The sequence below is a fragment of the Vandammella animalimorsus genome (genome assembly GCF_002288875.1).
GTDB classification, from domain to species: domain Bacteria; phylum Pseudomonadota; class Gammaproteobacteria; order Burkholderiales; family Burkholderiaceae_C; genus Lampropedia; species Lampropedia animalimorsus.
This window is the reverse complement of record NZ_NTBH01000006.1, coordinates 88,492-105,107: the sequence shown is the minus strand read 5'-3', so window position 1 is coordinate 105,107 and position 16,616 is coordinate 88,492. Positions and strand designations below refer to the sequence as shown.

Annotated in this window: 18 protein-coding genes; 1 reads left to right on the top strand and 17 read right to left on the bottom strand. The window is 68.9% G+C overall.

What is annotated here, in order from left to right:
• Positions 1-74: 74 nt before the first annotated feature.
• From CLI93_RS09965 to CLI93_RS09955, 3 genes are all read right to left on the bottom strand, one after another.
• Entirely contained in the window at positions 75-1,697 is a 1,623-nt protein-coding gene (locus tag CLI93_RS09965; protein ID WP_095995806.1) for a carboxypeptidase-like regulatory domain-containing protein, read from the bottom strand.
• On the bottom strand, positions 1,694-5,134 hold the full coding sequence (locus tag CLI93_RS09960; protein ID WP_095995805.1) for a hypothetical protein: 3,441 nt from the start codon (positions 5,132-5,134) through the stop codon (positions 1,694-1,696). The genes CLI93_RS09965 and CLI93_RS09960 overlap by 4 nt, the downstream gene beginning before the upstream one ends.
• 150 nt (positions 5,135-5,284) lie before the next feature.
• Positions 5,285-9,175, bottom strand: a complete 3,891-nt coding sequence (locus CLI93_RS09955) for a tape measure protein (protein ID WP_095995804.1) — start codon at positions 9,173-9,175, stop codon at positions 5,285-5,287.
• Between the two features lie 41 nt (positions 9,176-9,216).
• Between CLI93_RS09955 and CLI93_RS15155 the strand changes: the two genes are divergently transcribed.
• Positions 9,217-9,363, top strand: a complete 147-nt coding sequence (locus tag CLI93_RS15155; protein ID WP_172425544.1) for a hypothetical protein — start codon at positions 9,217-9,219, stop codon at positions 9,361-9,363.
• 84 nt (positions 9,364-9,447) lie between these two features.
• Here CLI93_RS15155 and CLI93_RS09950 read toward each other — a convergent pair whose 3' ends face one another.
• From CLI93_RS09950 to CLI93_RS09885, 14 genes are all read right to left on the bottom strand, one after another.
• Positions 9,448-10,242: a phage tail tube protein gene (locus tag CLI93_RS09950; RefSeq protein WP_095995803.1), complete on the bottom strand. Its 795-nt coding sequence runs from the start codon at positions 10,240-10,242 to the stop codon at positions 9,448-9,450.
• A 3-nt stretch (positions 10,243-10,245) separates the two neighbouring features.
• Positions 10,246-10,425, bottom strand: coding sequence for a DUF7210 family protein (locus tag CLI93_RS09945; RefSeq protein ID WP_095995802.1), 180 nt, complete (start codon positions 10,423-10,425; stop codon positions 10,246-10,248).
• Between the two features lie 13 nt (positions 10,426-10,438).
• A complete protein-coding gene (locus CLI93_RS09940) occupies positions 10,439-10,900 on the bottom strand; it encodes a hypothetical protein (RefSeq protein WP_095995801.1) in 462 nt (153 codons plus the stop codon).
• Positions 10,901-10,914: 14 nt separating this feature from the next.
• Complete coding sequence (locus CLI93_RS09935) at positions 10,915-11,421, bottom strand: hypothetical protein (RefSeq protein ID WP_095995800.1); 507 nt, start codon at positions 11,419-11,421, stop codon at positions 10,915-10,917.
• 43 nt (positions 11,422-11,464) lie between these two features.
• Entirely contained in the window at positions 11,465-11,692 is a 228-nt protein-coding gene (locus CLI93_RS09930; RefSeq protein ID WP_095995799.1) for a hypothetical protein, read from the bottom strand.
• Positions 11,680-12,147: a phage tail terminator protein gene (locus CLI93_RS09925; RefSeq protein WP_095995798.1), complete on the bottom strand. Its 468-nt coding sequence runs from the start codon at positions 12,145-12,147 to the stop codon at positions 11,680-11,682. The genes CLI93_RS09930 and CLI93_RS09925 overlap by 13 nt, the downstream gene beginning before the upstream one ends.
• Positions 12,144-12,470 carry a hypothetical protein gene (locus CLI93_RS09920; RefSeq protein WP_095995797.1) on the bottom strand — a complete coding sequence of 109 codons (327 nt, stop codon included), beginning with the start codon at positions 12,468-12,470 and terminating at the stop codon, positions 12,144-12,146. Before CLI93_RS09920 ends, CLI93_RS09925 begins: the two co-directional genes overlap by 4 nt.
• 11 nt (positions 12,471-12,481) lie before the next feature.
• The gene (locus CLI93_RS09915) at positions 12,482-12,985 is read right to left on the bottom strand and encodes a phage protein Gp36 family protein (protein ID WP_095995796.1); all 504 of its coding nucleotides are present in this window, start codon (positions 12,983-12,985) and stop codon (positions 12,482-12,484) included.
• On the bottom strand, positions 12,985-13,323 hold the full coding sequence (locus tag CLI93_RS09910) for a capsid cement protein (RefSeq protein WP_095995795.1): 339 nt from the start codon (positions 13,321-13,323) through the stop codon (positions 12,985-12,987). The genes CLI93_RS09915 and CLI93_RS09910 overlap by 1 nt, the downstream gene beginning before the upstream one ends.
• 3 nt (positions 13,324-13,326) lie before the next feature.
• Positions 13,327-13,518, bottom strand: a complete 192-nt coding sequence (locus CLI93_RS09905) for a hypothetical protein (RefSeq protein ID WP_095995794.1) — start codon at positions 13,516-13,518, stop codon at positions 13,327-13,329.
• Positions 13,519-13,528: 10 nt separating this feature from the next.
• Positions 13,529-14,455: a major capsid protein gene (locus CLI93_RS09900; RefSeq protein ID WP_095995793.1), complete on the bottom strand. Its 927-nt coding sequence runs from the start codon at positions 14,453-14,455 to the stop codon at positions 13,529-13,531.
• Between the two features lie 59 nt (positions 14,456-14,514).
• Entirely contained in the window at positions 14,515-15,555 is a 1,041-nt protein-coding gene (locus tag CLI93_RS09895) for a peptidase (protein WP_143327001.1), read from the bottom strand.
• Between the two features lie 82 nt (positions 15,556-15,637).
• Complete coding sequence (locus CLI93_RS09890; RefSeq protein ID WP_095995791.1) at positions 15,638-16,087, bottom strand: Mor transcription activator family protein; 450 nt, start codon at positions 16,085-16,087, stop codon at positions 15,638-15,640.
• A complete protein-coding gene (locus CLI93_RS09885; RefSeq protein WP_095995790.1) occupies positions 16,080-16,535 on the bottom strand; it encodes a regulatory protein GemA in 456 nt (151 codons plus the stop codon). The genes CLI93_RS09890 and CLI93_RS09885 overlap by 8 nt, the downstream gene beginning before the upstream one ends.
• Between the last annotated feature and the right edge of the window lie 81 nt (positions 16,536-16,616).

The window sequence follows — 16,616 nt, the reverse complement described above, 5'->3', positions numbered from 1 at the left end:
CGCTGCGGCCGGGCACGGTCTGCACGCGCCGGGATGGAAAGAATCGTCTCCTGCCCTGATCCATCACTGCCTCCTCACACAACGACCACGGCCTCGGTGGCCGGGTAGCCATCGGCCTCGATCAGCAGCACGTGCCGGCCACGCGCCACAGGGAACGACGCGCGCCCGCCGGTGTCGGCAATGCGCGTGGCCTGGCCGTTGAGGGTGATGCGCGCGCCGGCCAGTACGCGGCCGTGTTCGTCGCGCGCGGTGAAGATGATCTCGCCCTCGGCCACCTCCACGGTGATGCCCGGCTGAATCACGGGCTCGAAGGCGCTGGACAGGCGCACGATCTCGATCTCAGGCGCATCGCCCACGGGCGCGATGACGCTGCAGGCCAGGCTGGCTTGCTGCAAATCCAGCTGCGCATGCACCAGGCGTTGGCGGCCGCTGATGGGCGCGAGCGGGTGATCGATGTCCACCCAGGCGCCGGTGGCGATGTCCGCAAAATCCTGCTGCCAACTCACGCGCCAGCGCGGCCGGGCCAGCCAGGCGAGCATGCGCGCGCCCAGGGCCTGGGCCTGGCGCGGGCTGCGCAGCCAGGGGGCGGGCCAGTCCATTTCCAGCTCGCCAAACTCGCGGGCGGCATCGGGCGCGCGCAGCTGCACGGCGCGCAGATAGCGGCCTGCGGCGTGGTCCCAGTCGTAGAGCACGCGCAGCACGGTGACGATGCCGCCGGCCTCGGCGCTGGCCTGCACCTCGCGCACATTGCGCAGGCCCACGGGGTGCGCTGGCGCGGCCGCATCGGGCAGCGGCGGCCAGGTGGTGGCAATGCCGGGCATGGCCGGCGACCAGGCGCCGCCGGCGCTTTGGATGATCTGATCCACAGCGGCGCGCACCGTGATGCTGTTGTCGGCCAACACGCCGCCCAAGCGCCAATCGCTGGTCTGGGCGCGCCAATCGTCCAGCTCGGCCCAGGCCACGGGCGCGCCGGCCAGGCGGGCCAGCACGTCGTGCACGATCTCGGCCGGGGTTTGCAGCAGCCGGCCCGTCTCCGGGTGCATGCGCCCGCGCAGGGTCACGGCCAGGCGCTCGCCCTCGGCCAGGGGCTCGGCCAGCTCCAGCAGGGCCACGGCATGGCCGGTGCTGTCCAGCGCGTTGCGCCACTCCCAGGCCTGCGTGGCCACATCGTCGCGCTTGACTTCGTCCACGCCCTCGATGGGGTGGTCGGCCAGCAGGTACACGCGCTGGTCGTCGCTGTATTGGATGGGGGCCAGCGTCACGCGGCCCCAGGCCCAGGGCAGCACGCGCACGTCGCGCCAGCCACCCCAGACGGCGCTGGTGCGCAGCGGCAGGTTGTCCGACAGGGGGCGATCCAACCCGGCCTCCAGCGTGATGCGGGCCTGCTGGCCCAGCTCCAGCGCGGTGACCACGCCCTGCCAGATGGGCCCGGCGCGGCCCATGATGCGCGCCGCGCGCCGCAGCGGCGGGCGCTGGCCCCACAGCCGCGTGATGGCGCCGCCGGCATTGGCCAGGGCCGCGTCCAGGTGGCTGGTGGGTGCTGCGGCGATGCCGGGGATGGACAGCGGCCGCTCAATGGCCGAGATGCCCGCCAGCAGCGGCAGCACGCGCGCGCCGCCGGCCGGCGCGCCGCGCGGCGGCACCAGGCTGATGCGGTGCCCATCGGCGCCGCCGTCCACGTCCAGCCAGCAGATCATGCGTAGACAGGCTCCAAATCCAGCGTGGCCGAGAGCAGCCGGTGCTGCGCATCGTCTGGCTGCCAGGCGTGCTGGTCGGTGATCTCCAAGGCGTCTGCGCCCAGGCGCACCAAACTAGCGTCCTGCGGGTGGCGGTGGTGCGGCACTAGGATCAGCGGCTCATCCTGCTGCTGCGCCCAATCGAGCAGCGGCAGCAGCCGCTGCAGGTCGGCCTGCAGCAGGCGCGAGGCGGCCGCGTCGCCGGGCGACCAGGCCAGGCGCCAGCCATCGCCCGCGCCGGCGTACAGGCTGGCCGGGTTGATGCCGCTGCCGCGCCCCACGGCCCAGCGCCGCACTCGCTGGCACTGGCTTGCGTGGTGGTCGGTGGCCAGGGGCAGGCCAGCCCACACCCAGCCGATGTGCCCGCCCTCGGCACCGCTGATGCTGATGAGCAGGCGCCTGGCCTGCACGGGCGCGGCCAGCAGCAGCACGGACACAGGGCCGCTGGTGTCCAGCAGCTGGGGCGCTGCGCCATCGATGGCGATGCGCACCTGCGCTCCGGCGGGCAGGTGGTAGCGCGCCAGGGCCAGGGCCGCAACCGGCGTGGGCGCGCCCAGGTCGATCTCCAGCGTGGCCGCCGCGCCCGCCCAGCCCCAGGCGCTTTCGTGCGCATCGCGCACGTGGCCCACGGCCCAGGGCTGGTGCGCGGTAAACATATATGTGTCGCCATCGGCAAACGAGGGCGCCGCGCCCGAATCAAAATGCACCTGCAGCCCATCGGCCAGCGGCGCCTGCCCGCTGGCGGGGATGTCCGCCAGGGCCGACCAGGCCTCGGCATCGCGCCGCCAGCGCCACTGCCCGGCCTCGATGGCCAGGCTGAACGTATCGCCCAGAGCGAACGGGATGCCGCCCAGGGCCATTTGCAGGCGCGCGCCCGCCTGGTGATAGACGGGCGCGGCCGCGCCATCGGTAGGCACGATGTAATCGGGCAGCGCGCCGCTGACGCTGCCGGCCACGCGCCAGATCAGCGCATCTGTGCCATCCACGCCGCCAGAGAGCCAGGCCGGGCCTGCGGCCACGGTGGAGATCACAGCCTCGTCGCCCACCTGGTAGGGCCGGTGGCCATCCACGCTGTGGATGCGCACGGTGATCTGATCGCCCTCTTTGAGGCGATCCGGGCAGGCCACCAGCAGGCCGAAGCCGAATTCTTTGGTTGAGTACACCTTGCCATCGGCATCGCGCTTGGCGCTGATGTAAGCGTGATTGGTGAATGCGGGCAGGTAGTTGCCATCGGTGTCCACCCACCAATGGGTGCCACCGTGGTCGGTCCAGCAGCTGCCCGCGTCTGTGCTGCTGGCCTCAGATTTTGGGAGGATGCCCACCGAGAGCAGGATGTTGTCCACCGTCGATTTGTAGCGATCCAGATAGCGCGCGTGCGCGTGCGCCGCGGTCTCCAGGTCGTTGCGCGCAGCCTGCAGGTGGCCCAGGTCTGTCTTGACCTCCTCCCACAGAGCATCCCACGCTTGCCGCGCAGCCGGCTTGTCGTACACGCGGGACAGGCACCCCACCAGGATGGGGATGGCCGACTCCATCCAATCCAGATCAATCACATAGGCGCGGTAGCTCAGCGGCACGGCCTTGCCCGGTTGCGCCGGGATGGTCGGCGTACCAGGCGTGCCCCCGGTGACAACAGAGCCGGCGCCTGAGGCATGGATATCCACCGGCAATGGCCCATCCACCTTCGAAAAACTGAATCCACCAGAAATCGATTGCAGGTCCAGCGCCACGCCGCCACGGGTGATGGGCCCCAGGGCCGTACCTGCCGGCAATGGGCCTGCGTTTTTGGCGGCATCCAGCGCCGTCCGCGCCTCAGACTCATCATCGTAGAGCTGCTGCGACACGGCGCGCGCCGACTGCCAGGTGGTGGAGCCACCCTGCATCACATTGCCCCCGTACTGCACGGTAAACCGCCAGCGCGTGACAGGCGGCGTGCCGGGGGTGCCGGGGATTTCCGGCGTGCCGGGCGTCATGCCCGCCAGTTGTATGTCGGTGTTGCCCCGAATGAACGCCTCGCGCCAGGCGTAGACCGCCTTGATGCGGCTCATGAACTCCACGTCCTCAATGTCCATATCCTCTCCAATCCCCAGACAGGCTGGCGACAGCCGCGGCGCGGGCATGTCGCTGCACGAACACTCGGCCGGCGGGCGTTTGGAATACCGAAACGTCACCGTCAGCGGCCGCGCATTGGCCCCCAGGCGCAACGGGCGCAGGCACACGCTGGGCAGGCCCTCGTCATCGCTGCGCCCCGTGGGCGTGTAAACAAACCCCACCTCGCCGCTGCCCTGGACAGCAGGCGCAATGGCCGGGATCAAAAAATCAGCCGCCGCGCTCTGGTAGCGCTGGCCGGTCACGGCCACGGGCAGCGCGCCGGAGACCGCGCCCTGCACGCTCCAGCGCTCCTGCCCGACCACATCGGCATTGATGCAACGCACAGTCAGCTGCTGCGTGGGCGCGGCTGGCGGCACGGCCACGTCTTGCAATGCCACCTTGCCGCTGGTGCCATGCAGCCAGGCTTGCGTGCGCAGCGGCACGTCCAGCGCCGCCTGCCCGCCCAGGGCGCGCTCGGCGGCCACCACGCCGGCCACCTCCACCAGGGCAGAGCCGGCCAGCGCGGAGAGCAGCTCATACAGCGTCACCAGCGCCGGCTGCCCGGCGGCCGTGTCGCCGTAGGTCTCCACCGCCTGGCCATCGGTGACCGTCACCACATACCCGCCGCTCACGCGCCAGACCGGCGCGCCCGCCGGCAGCGGTCGCTCGGGCGCGGGCGTGATCCCAAACTGCCAGGCCCCATCCTTGTAAACACGGTACGGGCGATACACCTGCGGGTCGTGACCGACCTGGATGCGGCCGCTGCGCTCATCGAGTTGCCCCTGGGCCGACAACGGCAGGCCGCCCCAATCCCATTGCGCGCCCTGCTGCAGGGCGCTGCCTGCGGGCCAATCGGCCAGCAGCGCCCAATCGGTGGCCGCGCGCTGCAGCTGCGGCTGCACCGTGATGCGGATCTGATTGCCCGCCGCGCCCGGGGCGCGGGCGCGGATCTGCACCTCGCGCAGCGCCAGCTGCGCATGCTCGGTGGGAACGCCCAGATCGACCAGCGTCAGCGTCAACGCCTGCAGCGGCGCGGCCGCATCCACGCCCAGCACCGACAGCTGCCCATTGCCCACGCCGGCAAACTGCGGCCGCGAGGCGCGCGGCACGCCGCCGGCGGCGCGCAGCTCAATCTCCACCTGCGCGGCCGCATGGCCGCTGTAGGCCCCTGACAGCCGCACGCGCCCGCCGCCCGTGCGCTGCGCCCGCACGCGCTCAATGGCCTGGCTGGCGCGCACGCTGGAGGCGCTCAATGCGGCGCTGCGGGCGGCGTTGTTGTGGCCGGAGAGATAGCGTTGGACGGATGGCATGGCGGCAGTGTGCTGGGTACTGGCCGCGAACGTTGATTAAAGCGTTTTGCAAAATGGGCAAAACAAAACCCGGCCAGTGGGGGCACTGTGCCGGGTTTATTGGGGCGGGTCTTTTGACGGGTGTCAGAAGATGGGCGGCTGATGGGCAGCTTAGCGGGCCAGCCTTGTCAGCCGGGCCAATTCCGGCTCAATCGCCTTGGCCAGGCGCACGGGATCGGTGATGCCGTGGGCGTGCAGGGTAATGTTGACGGGCGGGGCTGGCTGGAGCTGGGGCGCTGGCGCGGGCGCGGGCGGCGGCAGGCCGCCTGCGCCGCTGCCTGCGCCGCCGCCGGCCTGGCCGCCGCGCCGGGCCTCTTCACGCGCGCGGGCCTTGCGGTTGCGCTCCTCAATGGCGTGAATCTTGTCCAGCAGTTGGATTTGCTCGCGCAAATGCGCAATGTCTTGTTGCAGGCGCTGCGCGCCTTGCTCGTCGCCGCGCAACTGGGCGCGCTGCAGCTCCAGTTGCGCCAGCTGGATCTCCCGCTCGATGCGCAGCTCGTCGCGGCGGTGGCGCTCGCGGGCGATCTCGGCCTCGGTGCCGCCCAGCTCCAGCAGCCGCAGCCTCAGATCATCCACCCCTTGCGCGGCCGAGCTGTTGCTGCGCGAGAGCGCCTGCTGCTGCGCGTCGATGGCCTGCATAGCACGCACATACTCATCGGCCACCCGCCCCAGCTTGGCCAGGTGCTCGGCCTGCAACTGGTCGAGCTGCCCCCAGGACATGAGCACACGGCCGGGCACCTCCATGGCGCCGACCATCTCGTGGGCGTGGCGCGCCGCCTCTTGCGCATACTGGCTGGCCGCGGCGCTGGCCGATAGCCAGGCGCTGGTGATGGTCTTACCAGCCTCCTTGTGGCGCTCAATGGCGTTGTAGACGGCCTGCTCCACGTCCTGGGCCGGGGCCTGCATCTGCTGCATTTGCTTGGCCGCCTCGCGCGAGGCTTGGCCCACTTCCCGCGTGGCGCGGGCAGCACCCTGCATGGCCTTGATGACGACCTTGCCCGACTCATCGGCCTGCAAGGCAAAGCCATGCTGCGCGGCCTGGGCTCTCAGCGCGGCGTCGGCCACGCCGCCGTTGGCTTCAATGGCCGCTTCGGCCATCTTCTTCCAGGCTTCATTGATTTCGCGCGGCGTAGCCTGGCCCGATTGCTTCACGGCCTCAAAGGCCTCGCGCGCGCGCCGCGCCAGCTCTTGCAGCTCACGGACGGGGGTGACGCCCAATTGTTTCAGGGCCTGCTCCAGGCTCTGGATGCCGGGCAACTGCTCCTCGATGGCTGCGCGCTGCTTGTCCAGCGCGGCCTGCACGCGGGCGATTCCCTCGGCGCCGATCTTGCCCGCCGCGCCCATGTCCTGCAGCTTGGCCTGCAATGCGTCCAGGGCCTGCAGGCTGTCGGCCTTGGCAATGGCCTGGCCAAAGGCCAGCTCCAGCGCCTGGCCGAGCTGATCGGCGCTGGCGCCTGCCAGGCGCATGGATTCGGCCATGCGCTCCATGTCCTGCATGGCGTCCTGCACGGCCTGGCCCACGCTGCCCATGGCCTGCGAGGCGCTCAGGCCCAGGCGCCTGAAGCTCTCGGTCAGCACGGCCTCGTTGAATTGTGCGAACTGATCGGCCCCGATGCGCAGCTCGGCATAGGCGCGCTTGACGCCTTCGAGCGCCTGGGTCAGCTGCGCGCCGCTCATCTTGGCAAAGGCCGCCTGCCAGGCCGCGGCGGTCTGCTCGGCCGTGGTGCGGCCTGCGGCCTCCAGGGCGTACAGCGCGCGGATGTAGCCGTCTATCTGCGTGGTGTCGGCCCAGTCCACGGCCTGGCCGATCTCGCCCAGCGCCTGGGCCGCATCCTTGCCGGCCTGGGTCAGCTTGTCGAACTGCCCCACGATATCGACGGCGGCCTGGGCCGTCAGCTCGGCGGTGGTCTTTTGCGCGGCCTGGGCCAGCCGCTCTTGCGCCTGGGCGGCCGAGAGCCATTGGCCGCTGGCCTCGTCGGCCACAATCAAACCAGAGGCCAGCGCCGCTTCAAACTCCTCTGCGCTTTGCACCAGCACGCCGGTGGATTCGGAGATTTCACGCAGCCTTTGGGCCAGTTGCTCCTGCAGCCTGGCGTTTTGTTGCTCAGCCTGGGCCTGCCGCTCACGCTGGCGGCGCAGCTCTGCATAGGCCGAGGCGATGCGCAGCACCTGCTCGGCAATGGCCACGTAGGCAATGCCACGCGCAATGCTGGCAAAGCGCTGCTTGGCATCGGCCGCGGCGCTGATGGCGGCGCTGGCGCTTTTGCCCGAGGCGGCAACGGCATCGAGCGCGCGCGCCGAGGACAGCGCCGCCGCGGCAAAGTCGCGCGCGCTTTGCACGGCCTTGATGGCAAACACGGCCGCCACCACGGCGCCGGCGCGCAGGGCCCAGGCCGCCACCGTCTCCAGGTTGCCCGCCAGCGCCTCGATGGCGCCGGCCAGCAGGCGCGATGCGCCGGTGCCCTCGTTGATGCGGTCGACGAACAGCGACCAGGCCGTGCCCAGGTTTTCGATGGCGCGGCCCACGGTCTGCGGCAGCTGGCCGAACTCTTGCTGCAGCGTCTGGGCCTGCGATTGCAGCGCGCCGGTGACGGCCTCGGCTGTGAGCTGGCCGGCCTCGGCCATCTTGCGCAGCTCGCCGGTGGTCACGCCCAAGCCATCGGCCAGGGCGCGCGCCAGGCGCGGGGCCTGCTCCATGACGGAATTGAACTCATCGCCGCGCAGCACGCCCGCCTGCAGGCCCTGGATGAGCTGGCGCACGGCCGCCTCGCTGGCCGAAGCCGATGCGCCTGAGACCTGCACCGCCTGATTGATGGTCTGCACCAGGGCCAGGCTTTGCTCGGCGGCCTGCGCCGTGGACAGGCCCGCGTCCTGGCCGGCCTTGGTCAGGCTGGCAAACAAATCGCCCGTGGCCTGCAGGCTGCTGCTGGTGCTTTGGGCCGTCTCGGCCACGCGCTGCCACATCTGCTCAAACAGCGCGCCCTCGCCGGTGGCCAGTTGGATGCGCGCGCGCAGGCCCTGCACGGCATCGGCCGTCTCGACCAGGCCCTTGACCGAGTGCGCCAGGCCCATGGCCCCTTGCAGGCCAATGTAGGCATTGCGCAGCTGGGCCAGCTGGCGGCTGATGGACTGCACGCCCTCGCCCACCTTGCGGTGGCTGCGCTGCTGCGCATCGCCCGAGGCCTGGGCGGCGCCGGCGAGTTTTTTGTAGTCGGCCGCCAGCGCCGTGGCGCGCTCGCTCACGCGGCCCATGTCCCGCTGAATGCGTGCCTGCTGGTTGGCCAGGTCTTTGCCGGAGACGCCCGCGGCGGCCATGGCATCGCGCAGGCGCTGCAAGGTGATGCTGTGCGCATCCAGCGCATCCTGGGCCTGGCGGGCGCTCTTGCGCAAGCCATCGAACTGCCTGCCGGCTTCGGCCTGGGCCTTGTTTGCGACGGCCAACGCCTGGGCGCTGTCGCGCTGGGCCGCGCCCAGCTGCTGCACGCTGGCGGCAGCCTGCCTGTACTCGGTGCGCAGCACGGCCAGCTGCGCGCGCGTGTCGGCCAGGCGCTGGGCCGTTTGCGCCGAGCTGTCGCCCGAGGCCTTGGCGGCCTTGGCCTGGGCCTTGTATTCGGTCGCCAGCGCCTTGATGGCGCTGCGCAGCTCATCCTGGTAGCTGCGCTGCTGCTGCAGCCGCTCGCCGGCCTGCCGCTCGGCCGCGGCGGCCTGGGCGGCGGCCTGCTGTTTTTCGCGCAGGGCCAGGGCCGCGGCCCGGGTGGCCGCCTGGGCCTCTTGCGCAGCCTGGGCGTATGCGCGGCTCTCGCCTTTGAGGCGCGCAAATTGCTCGACGGCCTCTTTTTGCTGGGCCAGGGCGCGCAGCTCAGCGGCCAGCATCTGGAACTGGGGCGCGGCCTTGCCGCCTTGCTGGGCCAGGTCATCGAGCTCGCCGGCCAGCTGCGTGATTTTTTCGCTGCCGCTGGTCTGCGCTTCAATGGTCAGCTTGGTCTTCAACTCCGTTGCCATGTCTTCCTCTCTGGCCCTATCATTTGGGCATGCTCAATCTCATGAAATTCGTTTTCTGCTGCGTGGTGCTGGCCGCCGTGTCTGCGGCCTATGGCCTGGGCCTGCCTTTCTGGCTGCTGCTGGGCGGCGCATTCGCGGCGCTGTGCCTCTACACGGCTTGGCAGTTCGTGGGCGCGCTGCGCCGATAGCCTGGCCACATCAACAAAAAACCGCGCCCAGCAGCTCTTGCCCGGCGCGGTTTTTTTTGGTGTGGTCAATGCCCGTGCTGGCGATCAGAGATCGGGCATGACATCGATCCTCATAAACGGGCCAAACTCGGCGTCCGATTGCAGCTCGGCTGCATACAGAGCTTGGCCGCCCAGGGTCAGCTCGGATGGCTCGTCGGAGATCCAGCCAAAATCATTGCTCATGGCCAATCGGATGCGGGGGATGATCACGCGTATCTTTTGGCCGTCGCCATTCAGGCCGCTGAAGATGATCCCCTTCTCGATGTTGGTCTTCGAGAACGCGCTGATATTGACAAAGCCAGCATACGAATAGTCCACCTTCAGTGGCTCAGTGTGGCTATCGGGGTGGGCGATGAGCTGGTAGCGGCTGTGATCGGCATCGCTGACTTTGTAGTGCGTACCCTCCACGTAGGTTTTGGGCGATCCTGTGCTGTCCTCGATGACCACGCTGGAGCTACGCGGGTACTTCAAGTAAAAGTAGTCCCCTGGATTGAGCGCGGCGAGCACTTCATCAGTGACCGTGCCGCCCGGCTTGGAGATGGCCTCGCCATAGAACGCCTGCGCCAATGTCCGGCTGTCGAACTGCGCCATGGACAAGCTGATTTGCAACTCTTTGCTGCCATCGAGCTCTTTGAGGGTCAACCTCTGGCCGGAGCAGCTTTCCACCAATTTGGTAGTCTCGCTCGATGGCGTGGCCGTCAATGTGCGGTTGGCACAGCCGACGCTGTAGATATCCACCAGATAGCCCATGTCTGGGCGACCGCGTTGCGGGTCGTATGTCCCGACCATGACCGGCCCCTGGCCGTTCCAGATCATCGGCTTGGCTGCAATTTTGGACATGGCTTACTCCTTCTTGGTTTTAGGCGGGTTGCCTTCGGGCGCGGCTGCCGGGGCGTTTTGAGCCACGCCCAGGCCGACCAGCCAGCTGGCCTTGTGCGCGGGCAGCGTCAGCTGCGCGCCGGCTGGGTAATCGCGCCCAGCATGACGGTGCGGGCGCAGCAATTGGATGGTGGTGGTTTGCATGTGTGTGCTCCTTTTATTTCCAGCGGCCAAACGCATGGAACGTCAGCATCAGATTGACGCTTTGCTGCGTGGTCGCATGGCTGCGCACCCACAGCTGCTGCAGCCGGGTGTAATTGGGGCCGCCTGAGCCGCGCGGCCCCACATCGTTGAAGATGCTTCCATAGCCGCACGTGAAATACGCCGCCTGGGCGCCATAGACTTGGCACGACACCACTGGCCCCTCAACAAATCGCGCCGGGAACGACCATGTGGCATGGCCTAGATCGCGCACCTCGCCTGCGGGCACGTTGATTTGGCCTGTATTCATCCAGCCCCAGACAATCAGGGTGCCATCGGCAAATCTGATGTAGCGCGAATGTGATCCCCGCCCGCTGCTGCTGCTGTGGATGGCGTTGGGCGGGATGCTGGCGCGCATCGCCTTGATGTCTGCGCCCACGGCCGCAAAGGCCGCGCTGATGCTTTGTTGCATCGTCATGGCGTGCCCCGCAATCAGGCCTTGGCGGCGTTGTAGTCGGCCACGTAGTCGTGCGTGGGGTCGCCCACGCCGATGTTCGCGCAGGCCTGTTTTTGCTGCTCCTGGCTCAACACCTGGGCCTGGTCGCAGCGCACGCGGCGGGCGAGGTCGGCGGCGATGGTCTGGCTGAAATTGGCGTCATTGCCCAGGGCCTCGGCCAGCTCCTTGAGGGTGTCCAGCGCCGCGCCCGCGCCGTTGGTGAGATCGTCTTTGACGGCCTGCTTGGCCTCGTCGATGGCGGCGATGAGTTTGTCGGCGCTCCAGGTCTTGTCTTTCACGCCCGTGCCGGCGCTGTCGTCGATCTGCGCACCGGCGCTGGCGCTGAGCTGCTGCATGGCGGTGTGCAGTTCGGTGAGCGCGGCTACCAGGCTGGCCTTGGCAGTGGTGGGCAGCGCGCTCAAATCGCCCTGCTTGAGATTGATGGCTTTGATGTCTGCGCCAATGGTCTGGGCCAGGGTGATGATTTGGGCGTCCATGGTCATGTGTTTGCTCCTTGTGGTGCTTGGGTGATGGGGATTGATGGGATCAGGACTTGGCCAGGATGTAATAGGCCACGGGGTCGCTGAGGGTGTCGGCGACATGCAGGCCGCCGTCGCGGCCGGGCTTGAGGCGGTTGGCGGCGTCCGCGCTGATGAGGGGCGCTCCGCCGCTGCCTGCGCCTGGCGGGCCGGGTGGCCCGGCGGGGCCGGGCACGCCGACGATGGTGACGAGATTGGCGCGGGCGCCGTGGTTGATGATGGTCACGATGGACATGTGTCGCTCCCAAAGATGACTGGGCAAATCCAGCCCAGCGGCAAAAAGAAATCACCGTCTCGGTAGCCCGCTGCCGGGGCCGGGGCCAGGCGCAGCGGGGATGTGCCAATGGGCTGGCCCTGCGAGTCCTTGAGGCGGTGGCGGTACAGCGCATCCATCACCTGCGCGGCCAGCGGCCCGGCCTGTTGGCGGGCATGGAAGCCTTGCTCGATGTCGGCCACGTTGCGGGTGTGGATGACGGTGAGCCATTGCTGATCCACGGCGGCCAGCGCGCCGGTGCGGCTGTCGGCCACCTGGTAGCCCAGGTACAGCACGTGCACGGCGGGCGTGGGCTGATCGCCATCGGCCACGGCGGCCAGGTCAGCGGCTGAGAGCACGTGCACCTGGGGCGGCAGCGTGGCGCGCAGGCGGGCGATGAGCAGCGGCTCGGCGGCCATCCAGTTGTCTGGGCTCATGGCTGCTCCCGGGTGATGGCGGCCTCCACCCGCACGGGCCAGGTGGCGCTGTGCATGACGGCGCCTGCGGCGTCGGTGTAGCGGATGTCGGCGTACAGCCCGCCCAAGGGCCAGGCGGCGGTCTCGGCGGCGCTGGCGCGCAGCTCAAACTGGCCCGCCGCGGCATCGGTGACGACGCCCGCGAACTGCTGCACCAGCGCGCCGCCGGGCTCGCGCAGTTGGCAGGCGATGTGCCAGCCGGTGATGTCCAGCGCCGCGCCGCCTTGCTGGACGGTGCATTGCCAGTGGATGCTGCTGCCGCGCTTGATGTCGATGGTGTTCATGGCCCGCTCCCTCAATACGTGCGCCAGTCGATGCGTTTGGGCGCGGTGCAGCTGATCATGCGGCCCGGCGGCTGCGGGGTGTGGCGGTCGCTGCCGCCCAGACTGACGCGGCCATCGGCCAGATCGCGCAGGTATTGATCGGCCCAGCGGGTGTTGCGCTCCACGTCTTCGCTGATGGATGCGCCCATCAGGCGGCGGTAGGCGATGGTGGCCACGACGCTGGGCAGATCGCTGCCGGCCACCAGGTGCGCGGGCAGCGGCAGCGCGCCCTGGTAGCGCGGCTGGATGTAGGTGTCGGCATGGCGGCTGGCGCGCTCCAATACATCGTGCAGCAGCTCCAGCGCGCGGCGGGCCAGCTCCAGCGCGGCGGGGTCGGCGCCTGCGGTGCTGCCGCCCTCGTAGAGGGTGCGCAGCAGGGCTCCAGACAGGCGCGCGTCCTGCACGCTGCGCTGGGCCAGATCGTCCCAGCCGCGCGTGGCCACGCGGGCCAGGTCAGCGGGCGTGGCGTATGGCATCAGATGCCCCGGGCGATGCGGATGATTTGGCCCGCGTCGCTGGCCGCGTCCATTGCCCAGCCGTTGGATTTGCCGCCGGACAGGGGGACGGCGCGGCCCTCTCCATCGCACTGCACTTCGGCGCCCAGGGCGATGGCTCCGCCGGCCTCGACGAGGATGACACCAAGGGCGTCAATGGATGCCTGCTCGCCCTTGGCAAAGGTGGCGTTGTTGGTGCCCAGGGCCTTGGCGGCAGCGGCGCAGCGCTGGCCGTCAAAGCCGACGAAACGGCGGGGCTTGTCCAGATCGGCAGCAGCGGTGATGCTCAGCGTGAGAATGGGGTGGAAACTCGGTTGCATGCGTTACTCCTGGTCGGTGCGCTCAGTGGAGGCGGGGGCAATCAGGCCGCGTTCGAGCAGAGCCTTGGCCTGGTCGGGGGTGAGATGCAGCTCGCCGCTGATTTCGTGGCGTTGCCCGCCCCAGCGCAGGGGCTCTCGCACCACGTACCGCGCGGCGGTGTCCTGATCGGCAGCTTTGTTGGGTTTGGTGGCCATGGCGCGCTCCTTATGCGTTGGTGTCGGCAATCAGGTAGCCGGCATCGGCGCCCAGGATGAAGGGCTCGAAAATGTCGGTGCTGCGCACCACCTGCACCTTGCCGCCGGGCAGCGCATATTTGTCCACTTGAGGCCAGCCTTTTTTCTGGGGGGTGTAGCCAAAGGAGGGGTCGTACACCGTGCGCTGGCCGCCCGCGCCGCGGCTGACGTAGGCCAGCACGATGTTGTCGCCCCAGATACGGGTAAAGGGGCTGGTGGGCGTGGCCGCCTGCACGCCCTTGCCGACAACGATGTGCTCCACCTCGAAGATTTCGCGCAGGTCGGCCAGCTGCACCAGGCGCGTGCGGGTGTCGCTCAAAATGGCTTTGAGCTTGGGGTGGCGCTTGAGCGCGCGCCAGGCGGCCTGGCCGATCACCATGGTGTTGGGCTCGCGCCCCACGGCGGCGCTGATGGCGTCCTTGGCGTCGTCGATCACGCCCTCGGGGTCGCTGTCCGCGTGCGTGAACTGGTCGCTGCCCGAGAGGGTGATGCGGTTGCTGGCCGGGTAGCTGGCCGTGTTTTGCACCAGGCGCGCGACCTTGATCTCGTGACGCAGGCGGATTTTTTCCGTCACCACGTGCGTGGCCCAGGCCTCCAGCGCGAAGTTGGCTTCTTGCTCCTCGCGGTAATCGATGCGCTGGCCAATGTCGTGCTCGGTGAGCGTGAAGTCGGCCAGGCCCACGCCCTCGGGGTCGATGAGGTTGGAATCGGCGCGAATGGCGCGCTCGGTGCGGCTCTCGACGAATGCCTCTTTGCCAAAGCGGGGAATCTTGCCCGCCTCTTTTTCCACTGGCACGAACGGCAGCAGGTGGTGGCCAATGTATTCATTGCCGCTGTAGCCGGTGGCCAGGTTGGTCAGCACCGGGTCAACGATGCGCAGCTCTTTCAATCGGGACATGGGTCAATCCTTTGCAAGGGTTTTGCAGTGGGTGAAATGGGTTGGGCTGGGGCAGGCTCTTAACGCGCCACGGCCAGCGCAGCGGTGCGGTAGTCCACGCCTTTGGCCTTGGCATGGGCGCGGATGCGTTTGTCCAACTCGATGCGCTCGGGGTCGGCGCCTTCGGCGTATTCGATGTGCTCGCCCTGCTCGTCACTCTCAGGGGCGCGCTCGCGGCTGGCGGCCTCGCCAAAGGCGACCATGGGCTTGAGGCCATCGAGGAACTGCTGGAACTGCACATACAGCTCGGTGGTGTCCTTGCCCTCGCCGAACATCACAGGCTCGCCCACGGGGTGGATGGCATCGGCAATGGCCACGATGCGCGCCTTGTCGGCCTCGGGCACCTTGCCCTGGCTGATCAGGCGCTCGGCAAAGGCCACGTGCTCGGCCGTGCGCGCGGCCTGGGCGGCGGCGGTTTCGCGGGCTCGGGCGGCGTCCAGCTCGCGTTGCAGGGTTTCGTTTTGCGCTTTGAGGGCGGCGGCTTCGGCTTCAGTCACGGCAGGCTCCTTCGGGGGTTGCGGGGTATCGGTGGGGGAAAAAGCGGGCGAGGGTTCGGCGCTGGCGGTCGTGTCTTGGGCATCGGCCCCTTGGGTGTCGGCTGGCTGTGGGCCATCACCTTCGGAGAACTCGATCACGACCGCGTTTTCCAGCGCGTCCCCCTCGCCAAAGGCTGCTCCCTCCAAACCTTTGATGGCGGGCGGCATGGCGCCCAGAAATCCCACATGGCGCAGGTACCACTGGCCGGGCGTGGGGTTGTGTTTGTCCGTGGGGCTGTAAAAGGCTGCTGAAACTTTTTTGTAGGCGCCGCTTTGCACGGCTTCGCCAAAGGCGGCCTGCACCTGGTGGGGGATGGCCAGCAGCTTGCCGGCAGCCACCTTGAGGCCCTGCACCCAGCCGTAGGCGGGGTCGTCGGTGCGCGGGTGGCCTACCACCAGCGGCGCTTCGTGCAGGGCCGGGTCGTAGCCCGATGCCATGCCTTGCAGGTCGGCATCGGTAAATTGGCGCTCCACTCCGTTGATGTCGGTGTGGCGGCCGGCGCGGAAGATTTCTATATGACGCATGCCCCGCATGGTGCGGGGCATGGGGCCTGGCGCTTAAGTAAAGCGCTTTAGGAATTGATGGAGGGGGTGGACGGGCGCGCCGTCAATCCTCGGGATCGGGGTCAATGCCCGGCAGCTTGCCCTGGCGCCGGGCAAACTGTTCGCGCTGCCAGGCATCCACGATCTGGCGCACGCGCATTTCTGTCAGGCCGTAGCGGTCGGCCAGGGCGCGGTAATTATTGCCGCGGAATTCGGCGCACATGGCGCGGTCGCGCGCGCTCAGGTGCACGGCCATGCCCTTGGCCAGGTAGATGGCGCGCCCGCCCTTTTCGCGCGCCAGGTGTTGCAGCTGCATCAGCGCCTGGCGTGCCATGCTGTGCAATTGGGCCAGCCAGGGGCCTGCCGGGGCGGCGGTGCCGCAGCGTGCATCGTCGAGCACCAATGCCTCAAACAGGCAATAGGCCACGTCGCGCATTTCCTCGGTCAGGCCGGCGGGCAGCGCGGCGTCGAGCACGCCCGCTTCGGCGGCGCTGGGCTGCTTGCGCTCAGTCATGGCCCGCCTCTTGTGCCTCTTGTTCTGGCCGGCCCTGCCAGAGCTTGAGCGCCTCGATCAGCGCATCGAGCTGTGCGCCGTTGCAAAAGCGCAGCGCATCGACGCCGGTCTGGCGCTTGACCCAGGCGTTGAGGGCCCGGGCCCCGCCGCTGGCAATGCGGCCTTGGCGGTGCAGCTGGTTCCACAGCGCCCAGACCTTGCGCTCGCGCGGGCTGGCGGCCTGGTAGGCCTGCGCAAAACTTTGGCGGCGCAGCCGCGTGGGCGCGGCCAGGCCGGCGCGCACGGCCAGGCCGTGCAGGTGGTCGCGCACGCGGGCGCGCTCGCCCACGCTCATGGCCGTGCTGCTGTTTTTGCCCGTCAGGTGCAGCAGCAGCGCGCGGTAGTCGTCATCGCTCAGGCGCAGCTTGGCCTTGAGCGTGTGGATGGCGGCGATGTGTTGCTGGGTCATGGCTTTTCCCCTGGTTCAAAAAACCGGGCCTGCAAGGCGTTTTTGGGGCGCGGGCATGCAACGGGGCATGCCGCGGCGCGA